General features: G+C 43.6%; 18 protein-coding genes. 12 read left to right on the forward strand and 6 right to left on the reverse strand.

Annotated features, from left to right (window positions below; genetic code table 11):
• The first annotated feature begins 67 nt into the window (after positions 1-67).
• On the forward strand, positions 68-1,303 hold the full coding sequence (locus QJS82_RS00605; RefSeq protein ID WP_201565023.1) for an FUSC family protein: 1,236 nt from the start codon (positions 68-70) through the stop codon (positions 1,301-1,303).
• Between the two features lie 128 nt (positions 1,304-1,431).
• Here the strand turns inward: QJS82_RS00605 and QJS82_RS00610 are convergent, their stop codons facing one another.
• The gene (locus QJS82_RS00610) at positions 1,432-2,544 is read right to left on the reverse strand and encodes an ABC transporter substrate-binding protein (RefSeq protein ID WP_201624685.1); all 1,113 of its coding nucleotides are present in this window, start codon (positions 2,542-2,544) and stop codon (positions 1,432-1,434) included.
• Positions 2,545-2,918: 374 nt separating this feature from the next.
• Here QJS82_RS00610 and QJS82_RS00615 point away from each other — a divergent pair, with 374 nt between their 5' ends.
• The 4 genes from QJS82_RS00615 to QJS82_RS00630 all read left to right on the forward strand — a co-directional run bounded on the left by QJS82_RS00615 (position 2,919) and on the right by QJS82_RS00630 (position 5,146).
• Positions 2,919-3,716: a 3-oxoacyl-ACP reductase gene (locus tag QJS82_RS00615; RefSeq protein ID WP_281490873.1), complete on the forward strand. Its 798-nt coding sequence runs from the start codon at positions 2,919-2,921 to the stop codon at positions 3,714-3,716.
• Positions 3,717-3,820: 104 nt separating this feature from the next.
• A complete protein-coding gene (locus tag QJS82_RS00620) occupies positions 3,821-4,084 on the forward strand; it encodes a hypothetical protein (protein ID WP_201619254.1) in 264 nt (87 codons plus the stop codon).
• 224 nt (positions 4,085-4,308) lie between these two features.
• The gene (locus QJS82_RS00625) at positions 4,309-4,629 is read left to right on the forward strand and encodes an IS630 transposase-related protein (RefSeq protein WP_025651424.1); all 321 of its coding nucleotides are present in this window, start codon (positions 4,309-4,311) and stop codon (positions 4,627-4,629) included.
• Between the two features lie 13 nt (positions 4,630-4,642).
• Positions 4,643-5,146: an IS630 family transposase gene (locus tag QJS82_RS00630; RefSeq protein ID WP_068407314.1), complete on the forward strand. Its 504-nt coding sequence runs from the start codon at positions 4,643-4,645 to the stop codon at positions 5,144-5,146.
• Between the two features lie 15 nt (positions 5,147-5,161).
• Here QJS82_RS00630 and QJS82_RS00635 read toward each other — a convergent pair whose 3' ends face one another.
• Positions 5,162-5,992, reverse strand: a complete 831-nt coding sequence (locus tag QJS82_RS00635; protein WP_281490874.1) for an HAD family hydrolase — start codon at positions 5,990-5,992, stop codon at positions 5,162-5,164.
• Positions 5,993-6,340: 348 nt separating this feature from the next.
• On the opposite strand from QJS82_RS00635, the gene QJS82_RS00640 reads away from it, so the two are divergent.
• Complete coding sequence (locus tag QJS82_RS00640) at positions 6,341-6,940, forward strand: hemerythrin domain-containing protein (protein WP_281490875.1); 600 nt, start codon at positions 6,341-6,343, stop codon at positions 6,938-6,940.
• A gap of 282 nt (positions 6,941-7,222) precedes the next feature.
• Here the strand turns inward: QJS82_RS00640 and parC are convergent, their stop codons facing one another.
• Positions 7,223-9,544, reverse strand: coding sequence for a DNA topoisomerase IV subunit A (parC, locus tag QJS82_RS00645; RefSeq protein ID WP_281490876.1), 2,322 nt, complete (start codon positions 9,542-9,544; stop codon positions 7,223-7,225).
• A gap of 365 nt (positions 9,545-9,909) precedes the next feature.
• Here parC and QJS82_RS00650 point away from each other — a divergent pair, with 365 nt between their 5' ends.
• The 6 genes from QJS82_RS00650 to QJS82_RS00675 all read left to right on the forward strand — a co-directional run bounded on the left by QJS82_RS00650 (position 9,910) and on the right by QJS82_RS00675 (position 18,962).
• Positions 9,910-11,751, forward strand: a complete 1,842-nt coding sequence (locus QJS82_RS00650; protein WP_281490877.1) for a vWA domain-containing protein — start codon at positions 9,910-9,912, stop codon at positions 11,749-11,751.
• 375 nt (positions 11,752-12,126) lie between these two features.
• Positions 12,127-13,854, forward strand: coding sequence for an AMP-binding protein (locus QJS82_RS00655; RefSeq protein WP_281490878.1), 1,728 nt, complete (start codon positions 12,127-12,129; stop codon positions 13,852-13,854).
• A gap of 621 nt (positions 13,855-14,475) precedes the next feature.
• Entirely contained in the window at positions 14,476-16,197 is a 1,722-nt protein-coding gene (locus tag QJS82_RS00660) for an AMP-binding protein (RefSeq protein ID WP_281491644.1), read from the forward strand.
• Positions 16,198-16,387: 190 nt separating this feature from the next.
• On the forward strand, positions 16,388-17,104 hold the full coding sequence (rph, locus tag QJS82_RS00665) for a ribonuclease PH (RefSeq protein WP_281490879.1): 717 nt from the start codon (positions 16,388-16,390) through the stop codon (positions 17,102-17,104).
• Between the two features lie 73 nt (positions 17,105-17,177).
• Positions 17,178-17,669, forward strand: a complete 492-nt coding sequence (locus tag QJS82_RS00670) for a hypothetical protein (protein WP_281490880.1) — start codon at positions 17,178-17,180, stop codon at positions 17,667-17,669.
• 453 nt (positions 17,670-18,122) lie between these two features.
• Entirely contained in the window at positions 18,123-18,962 is an 840-nt protein-coding gene (locus tag QJS82_RS00675; protein ID WP_281490881.1) for a hypothetical protein, read from the forward strand.
• A 132-nt stretch (positions 18,963-19,094) separates the two neighbouring features.
• Here the strand turns inward: QJS82_RS00675 and hemJ are convergent, their stop codons facing one another.
• The 3 genes from hemJ to QJS82_RS00690 all read right to left on the reverse strand — a co-directional run bounded on the left by hemJ (position 19,095) and on the right by QJS82_RS00690 (position 21,553).
• Complete coding sequence (hemJ, locus tag QJS82_RS00680) at positions 19,095-19,529, reverse strand: protoporphyrinogen oxidase HemJ (RefSeq protein WP_271133635.1); 435 nt, start codon at positions 19,527-19,529, stop codon at positions 19,095-19,097.
• 104 nt (positions 19,530-19,633) lie between these two features.
• Entirely contained in the window at positions 19,634-20,815 is a 1,182-nt protein-coding gene (bioB, locus tag QJS82_RS00685) for a biotin synthase BioB (RefSeq protein WP_438656261.1), read from the reverse strand.
• Between the two features lie 231 nt (positions 20,816-21,046).
• Positions 21,047-21,553 (reverse strand): hypothetical protein, encoded by a 507-nt coding sequence (locus QJS82_RS00690; RefSeq protein WP_281490882.1) that lies wholly within the window; start codon positions 21,551-21,553, stop codon positions 21,047-21,049.
• Positions 21,554-21,555 lie beyond the last annotated feature (2 nt).

Raw genomic sequence — 21,555 nt, forward strand, 5'->3', positions numbered from 1 at the left:
AGCAGTTATTATTTAGCCGCATTTTTATTCATTTATTTTTATTCATTTATTATAAGAGACAGCCTGCGTGAAACCGACTTTTTGGCAACGATTTACTGCACCGTTTGTGGAGCCATATGCCCGCTATCAGCATGCGGATATTTTGCATGCCATACGTTTGGGTGTGGCCGTGCTGATTGCACTGTTGTTAAATGAGTTCACGCACTTGCCGCATGGCGAGTGGACGACCATTACCGTGTTTGTGATATTGGGTTTGTTGCAATATCAAGGGGCGATTTATACCAAGGCCAAAGAGCGGATACTCGGCACCTTACTTGGGGTGGTGGTCGGGCTGAGTTTCTTATGGCTGATTCAAGATACGGGTCATTGGCTATGGTTATATTACGGGCTGATTGGTATTATTAGTGGCATCATCGGTTATGTGGCGGTCAAGCAGCTGGGTTATATTGGTCTGTTGACAGGGATTACGATGCTGATGATTGTTTCAAGCCCTGACCATAGTAATATTGCCCAAGATGGTTTATATCGTGCGTTTAATATCTTACTTGGTGCAGGGGTGGCGGTAGCAGCGACGTTAATCCTACCGCTTAAATCGACGTTAATGTGGCGGTTTTTATTGGCAAGCAATCTTGAAACTTGCAGTAATTTGTACGCTGGGGTTGGCAATCATATCGATGCGGAAGTTTTGGTGCCTAAGCCATTTAAATATAGTAAGGCGACCAGTTCAGCCAGTATTATTTATCCAAAGAGCAGCTCTGTACCAGATACACCCGTTAATAAATCTTTGGTCAAAGCCCTGCAAAAAATCAATAAGCGCTTGCTTGCCGTGCGCCCGCATATCGCCGCGACAGCCAGTGAATCAGGGATTGAAAAAGAAACGCTAGAGACCATTCAGCGTACCCATCGTAATATCATTGGTACGATTGACTTGCTCTTAAGTGCCGCGCCGCGCTTGGCCAATATTGAGATTGATGATGAAAATCATATTTTGCTTATCCATTATCAGCACGAATTGACGCAAGCGATGCAGCATATGGCGGCGGTATTACGTAGCCCAAACGATGAGGTATTTCGTCCTATTACGCGCATTGCGGTATCAGAATATCCAAGTGTAGAAAACTTAGGCTTTGAGTGGCAAGGCTATTTTTGGTTAACTCAAACCTTACAATTACAACTGCAGCGGCTCAGTGATTTACTACAAACGACCAAGCCGCAATGGTTTGCCGCCTCAGGTCTACGTTATCAGCGCCGCGAGCAGCGCCGTATTGAGCATAAAGGTAGCGAAACTGATTTGCATTTATAAATAGAAAAATAAATAAAAGACAAATAAAAAACGCTGACTCTATAAGGTCAGCGTTTTTTTATAGCCATATTTGCTAAAAACAGCTAATAACCATCAGCCATTAATAATCATATTTTAACAAATAATGATTAACGACCGGTTTTTAGCTTATCCCAATACTGCTGATAAACTTGCAAGGCTTCATCACCGACATCTTCTTGGAATTCAGCTTTTGCTAGCACATCTTTGCTTGGATAAATGGTTGGATTGTTTCTAACTTCTTCTGGCATCATCTCACGCGCGGCGATATTAGGCGAGGCATAACCAATCTCTTCGCTGACGATTTTAGAGTTCTCAGGACGCAGTAAGTAGTCAATAAATTTGTGTGCTGCATCGACCTGTTTGGCGTTTTTTGGAATGACAAAGTTATCCATCCATAGGATAGCGCCCTCAGTTGGGTATTTATACACCAAGCTGGTCAAGCCTTCGTTATTGGCGATGATAGCTTCACCATTCCAACTCATACCAACCGTGGTTTCGCCTTCCATATACGGCATGCGCGAGGCATCGGAGTTAAAGGTTTTTACATTTGGCATCAAGGTCGTCAGCTTCTCATAAGCGGCTTTGATTTCGTCAGGGTTTTTACTATTACCTGAATAGCCAAGGGTCAATAGCGCCATACCAAACACTTCGCGCATGTCATTCATCAGCATCACTTGACCTTTATACTCAGGACGCCATAAGTCATTCCAGCTATTTACGGTCGCAGGATCGACCGCTTCGCCATTGATGGCAAGACCGGTGCTGCCCCACATGTAAGGAATCGAGTATTTGTTTTCTGGGTCAACTTTAGTATTGGTGAATGAGGTATCAAGATTCTTAAAGTTGCTTAGTTTTGATTTATCCAGCTCTTGTAGCAACCCTTCTTTGGCCATTTTTTCGACATAATAGGTCGATGGAATCGCTAAATCATATTGGCTAGAGTCATCAAGCAATTTGAGCTTGGCGTACATGGCTTCGTTAGAATCAAAAGTAGTGTAATTGACCCGAATGCCCGTCTCTTCGGTAAAGCCGTCGAGAATTTCCTGCGGCATATATTCAGACCAATTATACAAATTAAGCGTTTCTGTGCTGGCAGTTGTACCGTCAGTTGCCGCATTGTCAGAATTACTGCAGCTGGCAAGTGCAAGTCCGACTGTCACCGCTAAAAGCGCTTTTGGCAGTATACGAGCGGCAGGGTGGGATGATGATAAATGGGTCAAAATATCTCTCCTAAATAAGAATGATGCAAATGAGTAAAAGTTAGATGGTAGATAGTTAATGCTAAGTGCTAAGTGCTAAGTGCTGAATATAAGCTATCGAGCCAAATGTAAAACTATTATGGCTATGATTGTGAATAATTTAAAGGGTAAGGATGCAACCGATATTCATACCACTATTAAGGCTCATGCTGATAACCGGCTAAGAATTATTTACAAGTAATAGTATGAGGTTTTCCGCTAAACTTTTGTAAGATAATAAGCGCAAATAATCATGTTATGATGGGCGCTGGTTTATTTTTCAGCCATCACTTAACAACATAGTTTATATAAAACAAATAGATTAACCATAACACAATAATAAAGGATGCAACATCATGACTCAGAGTAACCCACTGATTCCAGCGCTGCTCACGGATAAAGTCGCTATCGTCACTGGCGCTAGTCGCGGACTTGGCGCTCAGATTGCTGAGCAAACAGCAGCAGCTGGCGCACGCGTTTGCGTCAATTATCTTAATAGTAAAGAGGCTGCCGACCAAGTGGTTGCCGGTATCATCGCCGCAGGTGGTCAAGCATTTGCTTATCAAGCTGATGTTAGCGATTTAGCACAAATGCAAGCGCTGGCAGCTGAAGTGGTTGCGCGTTATGGTCGCATTGATATATTGGTCAATAACGCCTTGCCAAGTTATCAGTTTAATCCGAGTGCCGACTATACCAGTATCGAAACCGTCAAATGGGCGCATTTTTCGCAGCAGCTTGACGGTATTGTCAAAGGTGCGGTCAATAGCGTGCAAGCGGTACTACCACAAATGAAAACGCAAAAAATGGGCAAGATTATCAATATCTCAACCAATCTTGTTTATAATCCGGTGGTCACTTATTACGACTATACCACTGCCAAATCTGCATTGATTGGACTGACGCGTAACTTGGCTGCGGAGCTTGGACAATACGGCATCCGCGTTAACTTGCTGGCAGGTGGATTGCTACAAACCACGGATGCGAGCCGTTTAACGACTGAAGAAGTCTTTGATTATATCGCCACCACCACGCCATTACGACAAGCAACCTCAGTGGCTGACTTTGCCAATTCGGTGCTATTAATGGCGTCTGATTTGAGCTTGGCCATCACCGGACAGTCTATCGCTGTCGATGGTGGTTTGACGATGCCTTAAGGCTTTGATGCCGTGATATCTAAACGTTGATAAAAATAGCAAGATAAAATAAAAAACAAGCGCAGTTCTAACCACATTGATTAAATAAGAGATAGAGGAATAAGATGAATAACCGTAAACGAGCTGGAATCATCGCCGCAGTAATTGGGATGGTCGCTTTTATGATGATGTTCCATGCTGGCTCACCGACGCCTATCTTAAACTGGCCGGTGGAAACCTATATGGGCTTGGCATTTACCATTGGTTGGCTGAGTAGTGTGCCTAATTGGCTGGCCTATGTACTGGCAGCGCTGGTGCTTATCCTGATGGTCGTCGGCTTTTATAAAATTGGTGGCTGGATTTATAGTCTGATGACAAGGAAGCGTTAAGTCCTTTTTTGCACTATATTTAATTATTAAGATAGTTATATGCGGCATTATTCTTGCGCCCAGCTGTGAGTTATCAACCAAAAATTAGCAATGACTAGAAAAACAAAAACCCTTGTCAGCGATTGGCAAGGGGTTTTTTTTGGTTATAAAGATAAACGCTATGACTACTTTCTCTTAACATTCTTATATAGTAAAAGAAACAAAAATCCGCTACAGTATATAATATGGCATACTCAAAAGACTACCGACAACTGATCCTCAATAAGCTTGCAGAAGGCTATAGCATTCGACAACTTGCAGAGGAATATCAAATTAGCACCAACACTATTCAGCGTTGGAAAAAATTTCCTGAGCGTAAAAAACGTCAGTTTACCCCAACTAAGATAGACGATGCATTACTGAGAGCGGATGTAGAGGCTTATCCTGATGACTATCAGCACGAACGAGCTCGGCGTTTTAATTGTACTCAAAGAGCGATAGGCATTGCATTAAAACGAATCGGCATCACTCAAAAAAAAGAGCTTAACTCATCCAAAAGCAGATGATAAAAAACGTTTAATATTTCTTGAAAAGTTAGCGCAATTTGAGTTTGATGATAAGCCTATTATCTATCTTGATGAAAGTGGCTTTAAGTCTCATGAGAACAGGCCTTACGGTTACTCTAATAGAGGTAAAAAATGCTTTGGACAATACAACTGGCAGCTTAAAAACCAAACCAATGCGATAGGTGCTATTTACAATAATCAGCTGTTCGCTGTTGGACTTTATGATCGCAGTGTCAATAGTGATGTATTTCATAGCTGGGTTGAACAACTGCTGCTACCAAGCTTACCGAAAGACAGTGTAATCGTTATGGATAATGCAACCTTCCATAAGCGCAAAGACACAACTGAACTTATAGAAGATGCAGGGCACACTATTTTATGGCTGCCACCTTACAGTCCTGATTTGAATCCTATCGAGCAAATGTGGGCTTGGGTCAAACAAAAACGTAAAGAGTGGCGGCTAGATTGCGTTGACACACTGTTCTTTTATTTCTTATGGCTGTGTGGCGATTTATAAGTTCTTTGACTATACTTATGATGCTATCTTAAATTGTTCAAGCACTGCTTGTATTCCGTACTCTTCAATCGTGCCAGTGACGAAGTCTGCGCGCTCAATCAACGCGGGCTGAGCATCGCCCATCGCTACTGCATAGCCGACCAAATCAAACATCTCTAAATCATTCATGCCATCACCGAACGCCATACATTCACGTGCATCTACGCCATAATACTGACAGACGTCTTTGATACCGCGTGCTTTAGAGGCGTTTGCTGGCAGAATATCTGCGCCAATATGATGCCAATGTACCAGCTTTAAATCGTCCTCTGCAAAGTCGATATCTTGCATCTTCTCTTCTGGATTGTTAAAAAATACTGAGCATTGATAAACCGTATTTTCCTTATGATAATCTGGGTCAAGAATAGAGTTTGGCGTTATGGCGTTGTATTCACGCAAGCGGGCGTTTTCACCTGACCATGCGATATGCGTCGCCGAGTCGAACTTATGAATCAGCTCGCTTGTTTCACATAACTGGACGATTTTGTCCGTCTGCTCAGCAGATAAAGGGTAATGACTGATGACACCCTTATTATCAAAGCTATATTGCCCATTCATACAAATAATCGCATCTAAGACATCAGCTTCAAACAAAGCTAAAATATCTGCTGGCAATATCGCTTTAGAGCGTCCCGTCGAAATCACCAATTTAATATCAGTTTTGGCAAGCGCTTCAAGGGTCGCTTGGTTGTGCGCGGCGATAACACCGTTACGGCTAAGCGTATCGTCAATGTCAAAAAATATCACTTTCGGCACTGGCAATGTATGCTTCATACTGGCTGTCACCGCCTTATCTACAATAAACATGAGTATCCTTTATATTTGAAAAACGACTATTTAGGTAATTAGAGCAGGTGTTCAGAGTCGTTAGAATTTGCTTAATAATTTTAAGTATTATTGCTAATAATAATGTAGTTTGTATTTATCAATAAGTACTCAATTTTATATGACTAAAAATACAGCAATAGGGTGGTTGTGACTCATTTATGTAGCGCTTTTATAACGATAAATGCCTTTCATATTTAGAAGGCGCTGGCCAGCAAACGGTTGATTTTATACTTTTTGACTTTATATAAGCTCTAAATAGAAATAGCATTTCGTTTAGTATTATTAATAAATTTATAAAATGCAAACTTGCCTGATAAGGACAGCATAATGAGCTTATCTACCGAAAATAATATGAGTCAAAAAGCCTTAGACGATGATTTATTTACATTATCACCGCGTCATCCTGACAGTCGGCTTGAGACGGATTGGTTGTTCTTATTCAACAAGCTACCGCCAGATCAATGGTTTAGCGCAGATTATGCTTACAAAACATCGGGCTGGCTAAAAGTACATACTAACATACGCAAGCGTCAGCGTATCTTGACACAGATAAGTGAGGCTTATCAATCTGGCGAGTATGACTGGGCAGAATATCGCTCACAGCTACTCAAACGTATCAGTATGCACATTCTCAAATTGCATCAGCATCATGGCGTCGAGGATGAGGGGTTTTTCCCTGAGTTTATTCGGATGTATCCGCAGCTACAGGCAGGGTTTGAGATATTGGGTCGCGACCATGTGCGCTTGGATGCGCTACTCGATAAGTTGCAAGTGCAAAATGATGTGCTGGCGAGAAGTGAGGTTGAGGATAAAATGCTGGCAGCGCAATTGCATCAGACTTTGGTGGAGGCGACCGATTTACTCTCACAACATCTGACCGATGAGGAAGATTTAGTGATTCCGGTTTTGGGGTTGAGGCAGGGTTAGGATTTGAGTATTGGGCCTTAAATTGTAGGGTGCGCCCAGCGCAACATTGCCGTAAGTTAACAATTTTATCGGTGCGTGGAACGCACCCTACTCAAACTGATAAAGGATACAATAGACTGAAAATTCCTGATACTTGCAGACATTACCAGCTGGACTGTCAAAACTGGGTACCTCTTTTCGAATACATTGGTGTATAACGATATAGGTTTAAGCTATTCATCAAAAATTATATATAAAGAAGCTGAGCTTTTAGCCCAGCTCTCTAAAATCGAAAAAAATTAATCAACCAACCTCAACACTCGTCACATTCTGAAAGCCTCTTGGCAACTGACCACCACGATTACCACGAGTGCCCGTATAGTTGGCCAAATCATTAGGCTTCAGCGTCACATGACGTTTGCCAGCGGTAATGATTAGGCTGTCTTGCTGACTGAGTGGCGTGATAGCGAGCACCTCTTCACCATCTTTTAATTTAATCAGCTTATTACCCTTACCACGAGCCTGTTCAGGCAAGTCATCAAGAGCAAATATCAATAGATATCCTGCATTGGTCACGACAGCAACATGGTCAGGCATCGCGCTTGCGCTGCTATTTTCCCCTTCGGCATTTTCATTATTAGCATTGGCAGTCATAGCCGATGGCGCATCGATACGCGCAACAGGCAGCAAGCGGCTACCAGTCGCTAGGTTGATGATGTTTTTGCCTGCTTTTTGATTGCTATCGAGATTGCCAATGGTGTTGATAAAGCCATAACCTGCTGAGCTGGCGAGGATGATACGTTGATCGTCAGCACCGGTTAATAGCTGCTCAAAGCTGGCACCTGCAGGTGGTTTGAGTACGCTGGTCAGTGGATCGCCTTGACCACGTGCCGAGGCGAGGCTATGTGCATCGATACTATAACTGCGTCCAGTGCTATCGAGCACGTAGATTCTCTCATTGGATTTACCGCGCACGTGGGCTTGATAGCTATCGCCTGAGCGATAGGTCATGCCAGCAGCATCGACGTCATGGCCTTTGGCAGCGCGAATCCAGCCTGCTTTCGATAGGATGGCGGTGACAGGCTCACTCGGTACGAGGTCAGACTCTTTTAATGCTTGCGCTTCTTCGCGTTCTGCCAATTGTGCCACGCGCTCGTTACCGTGTTCTTTCATATCGGCGGTAAGCTCATCAATCATCAGATTGGTCAGGCTGTCTGGATTGTCCAAGTACTCTTGAATGATGGCGCGTTCAGCAGCCAGCTCATCTTGCTCGCGGCGCAGCTCAATCTCTTCTAGTTTAGCGAGCTGGCGCAGACGAATGTCTAAGATAGCATTGGCTTGTATCTCAGTCAGGTCATAGTCTTGCATCAATGATAATTTTGGATCGTCTTCTTCACGAATAATACGAATGACTTCATCGATATTCAGATAAGCAATCAGCAAACCTGCAAGGATATGCAAGCGCTTATCGATTTTATCGAGGCGATATTGCAAACGGCGCGTGACCACTGAGCGGCGACAGATCAGCCATTCTTCAAGAATTTCTTTAAGGTTTTTGACCTGCGGTTTACCGTTTAGGCCAATCATATTCATATTGACGCGGTAATTGCTTTCAAGATCAGTACTGGCAAATAGATGACTCATGACTCGCTGCACGTCGACGCGGGTAGATTTTAGCTCTAAGACGATACGGCAAGCGTTTTCATGGTCTGATTCATCGTGAATATCAGTAATCCACGGCAGCTTTTTATCCGTCATGAGCTTAGCGATTTGCTCTTGAATCTTATTGCCTGACACTTGGTAAGGAAGCGCATTGATGATGACTAAATTCTTCTCTTTTGGGTCAATATGAAAGGTGGCGCGCATTTTATAGCTGCCGCGACCAGTCTCATACATCGCCTGCAAGTCTTTTTTACTGGTAATAATTTCAGCTGGCGTTGGCAAATCAGGCGCTGGTATCGATTGGGTTAATTGCTTAACCGATAGCTCAGGATTTTTTAGCAAACGAATAGCCGCGCGTACCACTTCATTTAGGTTATGCGGCGGGATATCGGTTGCCATACCGACGGCAATACCGGTCGTACCATTCAATAAAATATTTGGCAGGCGGGCAGGTAGGGTGGTTGGCTCTTGCATGGTGCCATCGAAGTTATCTTGCCAATCGACCGTGCCTTGTCCGAGTTCTGCAAGCAAGGTATTAGCATAAGCCGACATTTTAGCTTCGGTATAGCGCATGGCGGCAAAGGACTTTGGATCATCTGGGCTACCCCAGTTACCTTGACCAGTGATCAGCGGATAGCGATAACTAAACGGCTGTGCCATCAGCACCATTGCTTCATAACAGGCGCTATCACCATGCGGATGGTATTTACCCAGCACGTCACCGACGGTACGCGCAGACTTTTTCGCCTTCGCTGTCGATTTTAGCCCAAGCTCGCTCATGGCATAGACGATACGGCGCTGGACAGGTTTTAGACCGTCAGCAATATTGGGTAGCGCCCGATCCATGATGACGTACATGGCATAGTTGAGATAGGCTTGTTCAGTGAACTCCGCCACCGAGCGGGTATCCATTGGTTCATTTGGGATAATGGGTGTAATAGTATTATCAATAACATCGGACATAAAATAGGGTTCACTTATCAGTTTTAATAGGTATAAATAATTGGTGTAAGCGTGCAAATAGGATAGTGCTATCGTAAAGGATATTGGCAAAATTAAAAAGGCATAAGTCAGAATAGACGACAGGTCGTGACGTGCTAGATAGACGTGCTGATTGCGTTTTGGCTGATAGCTTTTACAAAATAAGATAAGTATAGTGAATCAGACGCATGTGGTTTGTCTTTTTACTAAGCGCCTGTTTCATAAGGCACTATGCAATAGTGCTCAGCAATAATTATTATAAAGGCTGTAACACGGAACCGTTATCATCGAACTGTCTATCAAAGCCGTCTATCTATCAAAGCCGTCTATCATATGGAGTAGCTATTATGTCATCGTCATCTATATCACCTGCCTATTTATCACGAACGCGTGCTCAGCATCTAACCAAAAATGCGCTATTAGTCAGTGCTGTCGCCAGTATGATGGGATTGGCGGCGTGTAGCTCATCGCCAGTGAGCCAGCCGATGGCTGAGCAAACCCGTAGCACTATCGGTCAAAATGCTATAAAGCAATCAGATAATAAAAAATCTATGCCGCCTATTGTAGCAGTCGCCGAGTCGGAGGTGGCGATGCCACGTGTTGTCTTAGCTGACAGTGCTATGAGCGCTACCAATAACACTATGAGCAATAGCATGGGCAGCATGACACGTTCCGCGCCGCAATGGAGTGTGCGGCCGTTATCTGGCATCAGCGTACAGCCACCAGTACGTGATAATTATCAAAAAAACGACGCCAATCCGGTACACCGCACCACTGAGATGGCGGTTGCCACTCTATCCATCGATACCGATACTGGCAGCTACGCCAATGTGCGCCGCTATCTTAATGAGGGGCAGCTGCCACCTGTCGATGCCGTGCGCGTAGAGGAGTTCATTAACTATTTTAATTATCAATTTGATGATGGCAAGCGTATTGCCAACGCACCTTTTGTGGTCGCAACAGAAGTGGTTGATTCGCCGTGGGACAAGGCCGATCAGGATAATAAAATCGTCAAAGTTGGGATTAAAGCGGTTGAGAATAGCTGGTCTAGTAAAACTGCCAATCAAGTTATGCCACCCGCCAACTTGGTATTTTTGGTCGATGTGTCAGGCTCCATGTCATCACGCGATAAGCTACCACTGGCGCAATCGTCATTAAAGTTACTCACCGAACAGATGCGCGCCCAAGACAGTATTAGCATTGTCACTTATTCGGGCACTACCAGTGTGGCGTTGCCTGCGACCAGTGGTGACCAAAAAGCAAAAATACTCGCGGCGATAGAGAGCTTAAATGCCGCTGGCTCGACCAATGGTGAAGACGCCTTAAAGCTGGCTTATAGACAAGCAGAACAAGGCATGAAAAAGAACGGTATCAATCGCATCATGATGCTGACCGATGGCGATTTTAATGTCGGTATCAGTGATGTCGATGAGATGCTAGCGTTGGTCAAAGCCAATCGTGATCGCGGAATCTCCTTGTCGACCGTCGGTTTTGGTCGTGGCAATCTCAACGACCAAATGATGGAGCAAATGGCAGACAACGGTAATGGTAACTATAGCTATATCGACAGTTTGACTGAGGCCAAAAAAGTTTTTAGCGATGAGCTGGCAGCGACCTTTAATACCGTCGCCAAAGACGTCAAGGTGCAAGTCGAATTCAATCCAAATGTGGTCAGCGAATGGCGTTTAATTGGTTATGAAAACCGCGTCCTTAATGAGCAAGATTTTAATAATGATAAAGTCGATGCCGGCGAGCTTGGGGCAGGTAAGGCAGTCATTGCGCTGTTTGAGGTAACCCCCACTGGCAAAAAAGGGTTATACAGCGACCGCCGTTATAATGAGAATGAATCAAAGAATGCTGCTAGCGGCAAAAAAACAAACGAGCTAGGCTATCTAAATATTCGTTACAAAGCGCCAAAAGGTGGCAGCTCTAAGTTGATTAACCAACCGATTGTTAATGCCAGCCGCTCTTTAAATAAAGCCAGTATCGATACCCAATTTGCCATCGCCGTAGCAGGGTTTGGTCAACGCTTAAGCCAAAGCAATTATATTAATGACTGGCACTATAGCCATAGCACCAAACTTGCGACCAGTACTCTGGCTCAAAAACCAGATAGCGATAAGGATGGCACGCGGCGTAACTTTGTGACCTTAACCGAGCTTGCTGCGGCCCTTGACAGTAAACGTTAAGAAAAGCGTAAGGTACGGTTATTTTTATTAACAATATAACAATGTTTGGTAACAAATAATTGGTAACAATCCGTGGTATGGTCGGTCATTTAATGGTTAAGTATTTGATAGTAATATAATTAACGGCCGTCAAGTAAGTTTAAGAACTCAGGTAGCAATCTTTTATATTGAGTAGTTTGTATAAAGTGTGTATGTTAATCAACAAAGGGCTATTTATCGCTATATTGTTGACTCATTGCCAGACGCTTATATCGTCAGCCGCCCGCCATCATGGTTATATGGATGGTTAGCTTGAACGATGAGGTTTGGTATGTTTATCACTCTGTGATAGAGATGGGTTAATAGCAGCACACTATTACTAGGAGCAGTAAGATTATGGAAAATCAAGGTAACCTAATTCGTCGTAATGACAAAGCGTGGCTCAAAACTTACGAAAAGCTTGGCATACAGTACGAGATTGATATGCCGCCCGCCAATACCTCTTTAATCGATATTCTTGAGCAGAATTTTGTTACTCATGCTGGTCGTACCGCCTTTGTGTGCATGGATGTAAAGCTCTCGTACGAAGATTTAGACCGTTATAGCAAACAGATTGCCGCATATTTACAGTCGCTTGGCCTAAAAAAAGGCGATAAAGTCGGCGTTATGATGCCCAATATCTTGCAGTTACCGGTTGCCGTATTAGGTGTCCTACGTGCTGGCATGACCTTGGTTAACGTCAATCCACTTTATACCACCAAAGAGCTTCAGCATCAGTTAGAAGATTCTGAGACCAAAGTGCTATTTATCTTAGAAAACTTTGCCAAGACTTATGAAGATATCGGTAAAGATTTGGTCGATCATGTGGTGGTGACGTCGATGGGCGATTTAATGAGCCCGTTAAAAGGTTTTATCGTCAATGCTGTCGTGCGTCATGTGAAAAAACTGGTGCCTCATTACACGCTTAAAAAGAGCGTAAACTTTAAAAAAGCACTCAATCAATTGTCTGCGAAAAAGTATAACCGCCCAACCAATATCGGGCTTGATGATGTCGCCGTATTGCAGTATACCGGTGGTACCACAGGTGTGGCGAAAGGCGCGATGCTAACGCACGGTAACTTGGTCGCCAACTTAATTCAGTGTGATACCTATCTTGGCGATGCGTTTGATAAGTTTGAAGCGCGTAATGAGCAGCCTGTTATTATGACAGCCTTGCCGCTCTATCATATCTTCTCATTTACAGTTTGTGGTATGTACGGTCTATATCGTGGCTGTATCGGTCTGCTGGTACCGAATCCACGTGATGGCGCAAGTTTAATCAAAGCCTATAAGGATTATCCACCGGCGTTTTTCCCAGCGGTAAACACGCTATTTAATGCGCTCGCTAATAGTGACGCATTTAAAGCCTTAGACCATAGCAAGCTTGAGATGTCTATGGGCGGCGGTATGGCAGTATTAAAAGATACTGCGGCTAAATGGGAAAAAATAACCGGCAACATCATTGTGCAAGGTTATGGTCTGTCGGAAACGTCACCTGTTGCTTCAGCAAATCCGCAAGGTACGGGCGAGTTCTCAGGTAATATCGGTCTACCGATGCCTGGGACAGACATGGCCATCTTGGATGAAGAAGGCAATGAAGTGCCCCTCGGTGAGCGCGGTGAAATCTGTGTTCGTGGTCCGCAGGTCATGAAAGGCTACTGGAAACGTGATGATGCTACCGCTGAGGTCATGACGTCTGACGGTTATTTCCGTACTGGTGATATCGGCGTCATGGACGAAGAGGGCTACTTTAAGATTGTTGATCGCAAAAAGAATATGATTTTGGTATCAGGCTTTAACGTTTATCCAAACGAAGTAGAAGATGTGATGTCAGGTCATCCAAAGATTTTGGAATGCGGCGTTATCGGTGTCGATGATGAAAAGAGCGGCGAAGTACCGAAGATTTATGTGGTGCGCAGTGATGACAGCTTGACTAAAGAAGACGTGCTCGCTTATAGCAAAGAAAATCTAACCGGTTATAAGCGTCCTCGTTATGTTGAATTTATCGATGAGTTACCGAAATCTAACGTCGGTAAGATTTTACATAAAGACTTGCGCGCTTTAGAAGAGAAGAATCACGGTTAAGTGATTTAGCACCGAGTATTATGTTTTTTACCCACATTTATCACGCTTAATGCATGATAAATAGGGTCAGAAATAGCCGGATATTCGCTGGTGTCATACTGAAAGATGATAAGGTCGTTTGTATAAGACCTTATCATTTTTTTTATTTTTCTATGATGATTTGGCAGTACGCATAGAGAATGGCGAGCAAAACTGCTATAGTTCCTGCCGATTATATTTTTGTATTTCACGATAAAAGTGCATGCTTAAGTGCTTAGCGCCGTTATAAAAGCATCGACAATGCTGGCTATTTGAATAATAGCTTTTTGCGTTAATGCGTTTACAACTGGTGATACAATAGCTTTTATGCATTTGCATCATAGTGAGAGTAAACTTAGGCATGCGGCTTATATGTCTAAAGATTTTTGATGTAAAAAGTTTGTGAATAACAATTGCGCTCAGAGCTTAGGTGATGAGCAGTTATTTATTCACAAACTTTTGATTTTATCAATACGTGGTTGGCGACCACGGTAAGGGCAGCACATATACTCTATATTTTAACAGTAACATTTAGGGACGATTATGACGGACAGTATCAATAAAGAAACCACCAACCATAACGCTGCGGGCAACGCTCAATCAATGGTTGAAAATGCATTTCCTACCATGCCGACGATAGATAGCGACAGTCCGTGGCTGAGTGCTTATGAGCGCTATGGCATCGATGCGACCATCGATATGCCAGATGACAGTACGTCTTTACTTGAAGTGTTCGAGCGTAACTTTAGTCGTTATGGGCAAAAACCTGCGTATATTTGCATGGGTGCGTCCATTACCTTTAAGCAATTAGACTTATACAGTCGCCAAATTGCCAGCTATTTACAGTCGTTAGGATTGGTAAAGGGTGATAAAGTTGGGGTAATGATGCCCAATATTTTGCAGTATCCAGTGGTGGCTTTGGGTATTATCCGTGCAGGTATGGTACTGGTTAATGTCAATCCTTTGTATACCAGCCGTGAGCTATCGCATCAGCTGCATGATAGTGGCGCTAAAGCGTTGTTTATCGTTGAAAACTTTGCAAAGACCTATCAAGATGCCGAAGATAAAGGGCAAGTGAAGCATGTGATCGTCTGTAAGCTTGGTGATATGCTTGGCTTGGTCAAAGGGGCAGTGGTCAACCTGGTCGCGCGTCATGTTAAAAAAATGATTCCCGCTTATCGTCTGCCAGAGAGCACCAGCTTTAAGCATGCGTTAAATGCGGTTTCAGCCAGCAAGTATAAGCGTCCTGATTTAAACTTAAGCGATGTGGCATTGTTGCAATATACTGGCGGTACGACGGGTGTTGCCAAAGGCGCGATGCTGTCGCACGGTAACTTGGTCGCTAATATGCTACAGATTAGTGTCCTGATGAACAGCGCCTTTGATGATGATGTCGATGCCAATGATGTGATTTTAACCGCGCTCCCGCTGTACCATGTGTTCTCATTTATGGTTTGCGGTATGTATGGTATGTACCAAGGTTATGCCGGTCTATTAATTCCAAACCCACGTGATTTGGATGGTTTGATTAAAGAGATGGGCAAATACAAGCCATCGTTTATCCCTGCGGTAAATACCTTATTTAATGGCTTAGTACATAAAGAAGGCTTTGCAGATTTAGATTTCTCTAACCTAAAAGCCTCGATTGGCGGCGGTATGTCGGTATTACCAAGCGTCGCAAAAGAGTGGCATAAAATCACTGGTCTGCCTATCGTTGAAGGTTATGGTTTGTCTGAAACCTCGCCAGTGGTTGCCTTTAATCCAATGACTATTTCTGAATTTACCGGAAAAATTGGTATTCCTGCTTCTAGCACTGATATTATTTTAATCGATGATGAGGAAAATGAAGTGGCATTAGGTGATCGCGGTGAGATTTGTGTCAAAGGTCCACAGGTGATGATTGGCTATCAAAATCGTCCACAAGAAACGGCTGAAACCTTTACCGCTAGTGGTTTCTTAAAAACGGGCGATATCGGCATCATGGACGAAAAAGGCTTTATCAAAATCGTTGACCGCAAAAAAGACATGATTTTGGTTTCGGGCTTTAACGTTTATCCAAATGAGATCGAAGAAGCCATGAGTGAGCATCCTGCTGTGGTAGAATGCGGCGCTATTGGTATTCCAAATGATGACCGCGGTGAAGATCCAAAGCTATTTGTGGTCAAAAAAGGCAATGTCACTGAGCAAGAGCTGCTTGATTTTGGTAAAAAGCAACTGACCGGCTACAAACGTCCGCGTTATATCCAATTCGTTGATGAATTACCAAAATCAAACGTCGGTAAAATCCTACGTAAAGAATTGCGTAAGATGGAAGGTTTAGAATAAAGTTAACGCTAAACCTTGCTAAAGCAGCGGCGTAATAGCTTGAGAGAATCTTGCTATTGCGCCGCTGCCACGTTAGGATATCGTCATATTTACGTCTGCGAGCACATCCGTTGATGTAACGACGAACTTGTTATTGTATAACTCTCTATAACCATAACTCTGCTTTTACAACATCGTACTAGGAAATTTTATGCGTCTTGACAACCGTGAGCTTAACCAACTTCGCTCAATCAGCTTTGAGCGCCATTACACTAAGCATGCCGAAGGGTCAGTATTGGTCAGCTTTGGCGACACCAAAGTATTATGTACTGCGAGCGTTGAGTCGGGCGTACCGCGCTGGCTTAAAGGTAAAGGCAAAGGCTGGATTACCGCAGAATACGGTATGTTGCCACGTGCGACCAATACCCGTAATCAGCGTGAAGCCGCACGCGGTAAGCAATCAGGTCGTACGCAAGAAATCCAGCGTTTAATCGGTCGTAGTTTACGGGCGATGATTGATTTAAGTAAGCTTGGCGAAAATACCATTTATCTAGATTGCGATGTATTGCAAGCAGATGGCGGCACGCGTACCGCTAGTGTGACCGGTGCAGCTATTGCCCTTATCGATGCGCTAGAAAGCTTACAAAAAACCAAAAAGCTCAAAGCCGATCCATTAATTGGTTTGGTCGCTGCGGTATCGGTTGGTATGAAAGATGGCGAAGCCTATCTTGATTTAAATTACGAAGAAGATGCCAGCTGCGATACCGACTTAAACGTGGTGATGACGCAAAAGGGCGAATTTATCGAGCTGCAAGGGACGGCAGAAGAAAAGCCATTTACCCGCGCGCAAGCAGACGATATGCTGATTCTTGCGGAAAAAGGTATTGCTGAGCTGATTGCTATGCAAAAAACAGCACTAGGTTGGTAAATCTCTAAACGTTCTTTTATGACTTTTTATTTAAACTTTTAACCATTCACTGCTTTTGAACAGGTAATCGCGCATGCTAAAGCTGACTGATGACGGCGCCAAAATCACCTTACAAGGTCAGTCGCCAGCGGCTGACAATGGGCTATTTTGGTTTGGCTTCGCATTACTGGTTGGGGCAGTGGCGGTTGCTTTGGCCATGAGTCTATTGCCTGAGCGCTTGGCTATTGGCGCTTTGGCCTTATTGATTATTGGTAGTTTTATTTTTAATCGGCAACGCTTGAAGCATAAACAAGCCATGAGCGGTATTATTAGTAGCGGCGTATTGTGGGTGCGTGATGGCGAGTTGGTGCATGATAATCAAGGCAAACGTGAGCATATTCATCTGACCGATGGCGATAAAATTACTCTGATTGGTGAACAGCTACAGATTGTCGATTGTGACGACATACGTAAATATCTGATTGGCGGTTTTGACAATATCCAAGAAGCTAACGCGGCCAAAGCCATTTTACAAGGTCAACCGCTGAGCAAACGCCATGCCAATATTAAGATGAGCAACGATTAGATTGTCGATTGGTTTTAGTCTGTTCATTCTGTGAGTTGTATTTAACATAGCTTATAGCTGATTCAATTGAAAAAGAATTTAGTGCTGCTGGAAAATTTTTTGCCAAGCCTCTGGAGCGCAAAGCAGACAGCAAGCGAGCAAAATTTGTTCCAGCAGAACGCTATGTTGAATATACCCTTTTCATATTGAACTGATGATATTATCTTTCCTAAATCTCTGCCTTCATCTCTAAAACTCCTATCTCGTTTTACCGTTTATCCTTAATATCATACCTTTTATCGCTTATCTCCAAGCAATAAGACTTGCAGATTCCTGTGCAAATGGTTTATAAATAGGATTGAAAAATCTTATCTTACTTATCGTTAATACGCTTATTGATACTGAGCATTGATAGCCGTTTATTAATATTAGATTGAGTCGGCTAATCAATAATATGTTGACAAGGAGTTAGTCATGTCGCGTTTGTCCCTTTGGTCAATCACAACGTCGTGCAGTGCCTTATTATTTACCTTTGCTGCGGCCGGTCAGGTTCATGCCGATAGTATGAGCGCCTTGATTGCGCAAAAATCTGTCCAACCTGATTATAGCGCCCGTTATACCCCAACGTATTCAGCGGTTCCTTCGGCCAAAATTAGCACACGCTCTACCATTCAACGTGCTGGCAATGCCACTAGCTATCGCTCGAATTCGAGCAACGCGCAACCAAGCTATTCTAGTAATAGCTCTTCTAATAACAGCTACTCTAATAACTCCTATTCTAATCAAAATGCTTACATCGGTAATGCCCAAAGCAATTACCGTTATCCTGAAGTACAACGCCAAGCACCATCTGTTCTGCCCGCATTTTTATCTGGCAATTATGATAATGTCGATAGCGAATATTTACCGCTGCTAAGCAATGCTGAAACCCAAAGCAGTCGGGCGGCGCGCGAAGTGATTAGCACCGCGCGCAAGATGGCGTTAAATGAGCGTACGATTATTAAAGGTGGCTGCTGGGACTATCTCAATGCGGTGTTTAATCGAGCAGGGGTGAGCCGCGATACCATTCATAAAGGCACTTATGGTCAAGGTCCTTATGCCAGTAGCAACGAGATAGAAGTCGGCGATTGGCTGTATTATATCAATCATGGTTACAATGGCGTCGAGCATAGCGGACTGTTTGTTGGCTGGGTCGATGAGCGCGCCAAGCAAGCATTAATACTCAGCTATGCCGGTGAAAATCGCCGTGAGCCTGCGCGCTACCGTGTCTATGATTTAAGCAATGTCTATCAAATCATGCGACCAAACGTTTAATGTCATTTATTCAGCTTACTTGAGAGATAAAAAAGCGTCCGTCACTTGTTAGAGTAACGGACGCTTTTTTGTGGATTTTAGACTCAAGATAAAAATACTTTTAAGGTAAATAAGCTTTATTGTTAGCTGTTTTTAAAAGGGCTTTACCACCGCTAAAATCACAATAAAGATTAACGCAAATACTGGCACCTCATTAAACCAGCGCCAAAATTTATGCGATTTATAATGCGGATTATCAATGAGCTTTTTACGATAAAATCCGCAAGCCCCATGATAACCAGAAAGTAGCACCACCAATAATAATTTTACGTGTAGCCAGCCTTGGGTTTTATAAACATCCCAGCCCATGCCCAACATCCATAAACCAAACAACCAGGTGGCTATCATCGATGGTGTCATGATACCGCGATAGAGCTTGCGCTCCATAATGGCAAAGCGCTCGTGGCTGATGCTATCGTCGCTCATCGCATGATAAACGAATAGGCGCGGCAAATAAAATATCGCCGCAAACCAGCACACCATAGAGATAATGTGTGCCGCTTTAATCCAATTGAAATAATCTGCCATCATATTCTCTCTTACGATTTGATATTTTATGCGCAATTTCTTGATTCATAATGTCGGCAAGCTTAGCGCAGATTACGCGATAATGGTAGCGGCACGCATGGCATTTACTCTGCTAAGACAACTTGCGACTGATGACCACTCATGGCGTCAAGCACCGGTACTTGCTTTGGTGCTCGTGGCGCGGCAAATTGCTTGGTTAACCCAAGCTCGCGCATCAGTCTATCGTCACCTGACTGGCTGGCATTGCCCGTGGTCAGTAGCTTATCACCATAAAAGAATGAATTTGCCCCTGCCATAAATGCTAGTGCTTGCTCAGAGTCAGATAAACTTTCGCGTCCAGCAGATAGACGTACATAGCTGCTTGGGCAGCAAATACGTGTCACGGCAATTGTCCGTATCCATTCAAGGACTGGCAGCTGACCTTCTGTTAAAACCTTATCACCGATCGGTGTACCTTGAATAGGAACCAATAGATTGACCGGAATAGACTCGGGCGCTTTGGGCATTTTCAGCAGCTCATGTACCCAATCGATGCGGTCATCACGGCTTTCGCCCATACCGACGATGTTGCCACTACAAACATTGATACCTGAATTGCGTACGTTTGCAATAGTATCTAGACGCTCATCATAGCTGCGGGTACTGACTACTTGCTGGTAGTAACTTCTTGAGGTATCGAGATTATGATTGTAATAATCTAAACCTGCATCTGCCAATTGTGCTGCTTGATCCGTATCTAGCATGCCAAGGGTCATACAGGTTTCAAGCCCCAATGCTTTGACTTCTTTGACCAGTTCGACCACATAAGGCATGTCTTTGGCGCTCGGGTGTTTCCACGCTGCACCCATACAAAAACGCGATGAGCCTGTGGCTTTGGCACGTTTGGCGGCGGCAATGACCTTATCGACCTCGATACGTTTTTCTGCTTGTAACTTAGTGGTATCGCGGTGGTGACCAGACTGGGAGCAATAACCGCAATCTTCAGGACAGTTACCGGTCTTGATAGATAGCAAGGTGCTGATTTGTACTTCATTGGCGGTAAAGTGTTGGCGGTGGATCGTCTGTGCGTGGAGTAATAAATCCATCAACGGCAATTCAAACAACTGAGCAATCTGTTCACGGCTGTGTTTACTGGCTGTTTGTTGCTTGGTATTAGTCGCGTCTGTTGCTAATGTCGCTAGAAAATCATGGGACGCGTTTTTATTATTAAGTGCCGTATCAGTGTGGTTATGATTATGATTATGAATATTGGCATTCGGTTCTGAGATGTTAAGCAATCCTGCCATGAGATAAATCCTTTTATAACGGTATTTAGAAGTATTAGATAAATTAATAGCTATTAGTTAAATGAAGAACAATTAAATAACCTTGGATGTTTTGCCCATGCTAAAGTTAAAACGATAAAATCTAGGCAATAAAAAAGGTTGCCGTATAGTATACCGCAACCTTTTTATAAAATCAGAATAGTGCTAAGTAGCTCGTTAAAGGTTAGTCAGCTACTTAATTAGGTGACGCAATTATTTACCCAACTTGTGCTTAGCAACGCCGATCCAATGGTTGGCAAACTTCTGCGCTTTATAAGCATAAGGTTTGGCTTGCTGGATGTAAGGTTTGCACTGTTCTGGAACGGCTGGCACGATGTGTTTGGCAAGCTTATTGAACCACATCATTAGGCTATAGTCGCCCTCAATGCTTAGATTGCCTTCTTGTACAGCAGTCATAAACGCAGGAAGACTGCCTTTGGTCAACAGCTTAACGCCGGTCATTGAGTCTTTGAAGTTAATCGTCAAATCGGCTTCTTTAGCATGACCACTATGTTGGCTAAATGTACCATTATCAAAGCTATAATAACGCGCCACATCAGCTTCAGTGCTGGCAAGCTCGATGGTTACTTTACGGTCAGCAAACAGCGCTTTGACGTCTTCGTTATCGCTATCAGCCAACATCGATAAACGGTAACCAATCACCGCCAATAAAACATCTAATGGATCAGACTTAATATCTAATACAGGAACAGTAAACATAA

Origin of the sequence: Psychrobacter maritimus, assembly GCF_029953575.1 — a bacterium.
Taxonomy (GTDB): domain Bacteria; phylum Pseudomonadota; class Gammaproteobacteria; order Pseudomonadales; family Moraxellaceae; genus Psychrobacter; species Psychrobacter maritimus.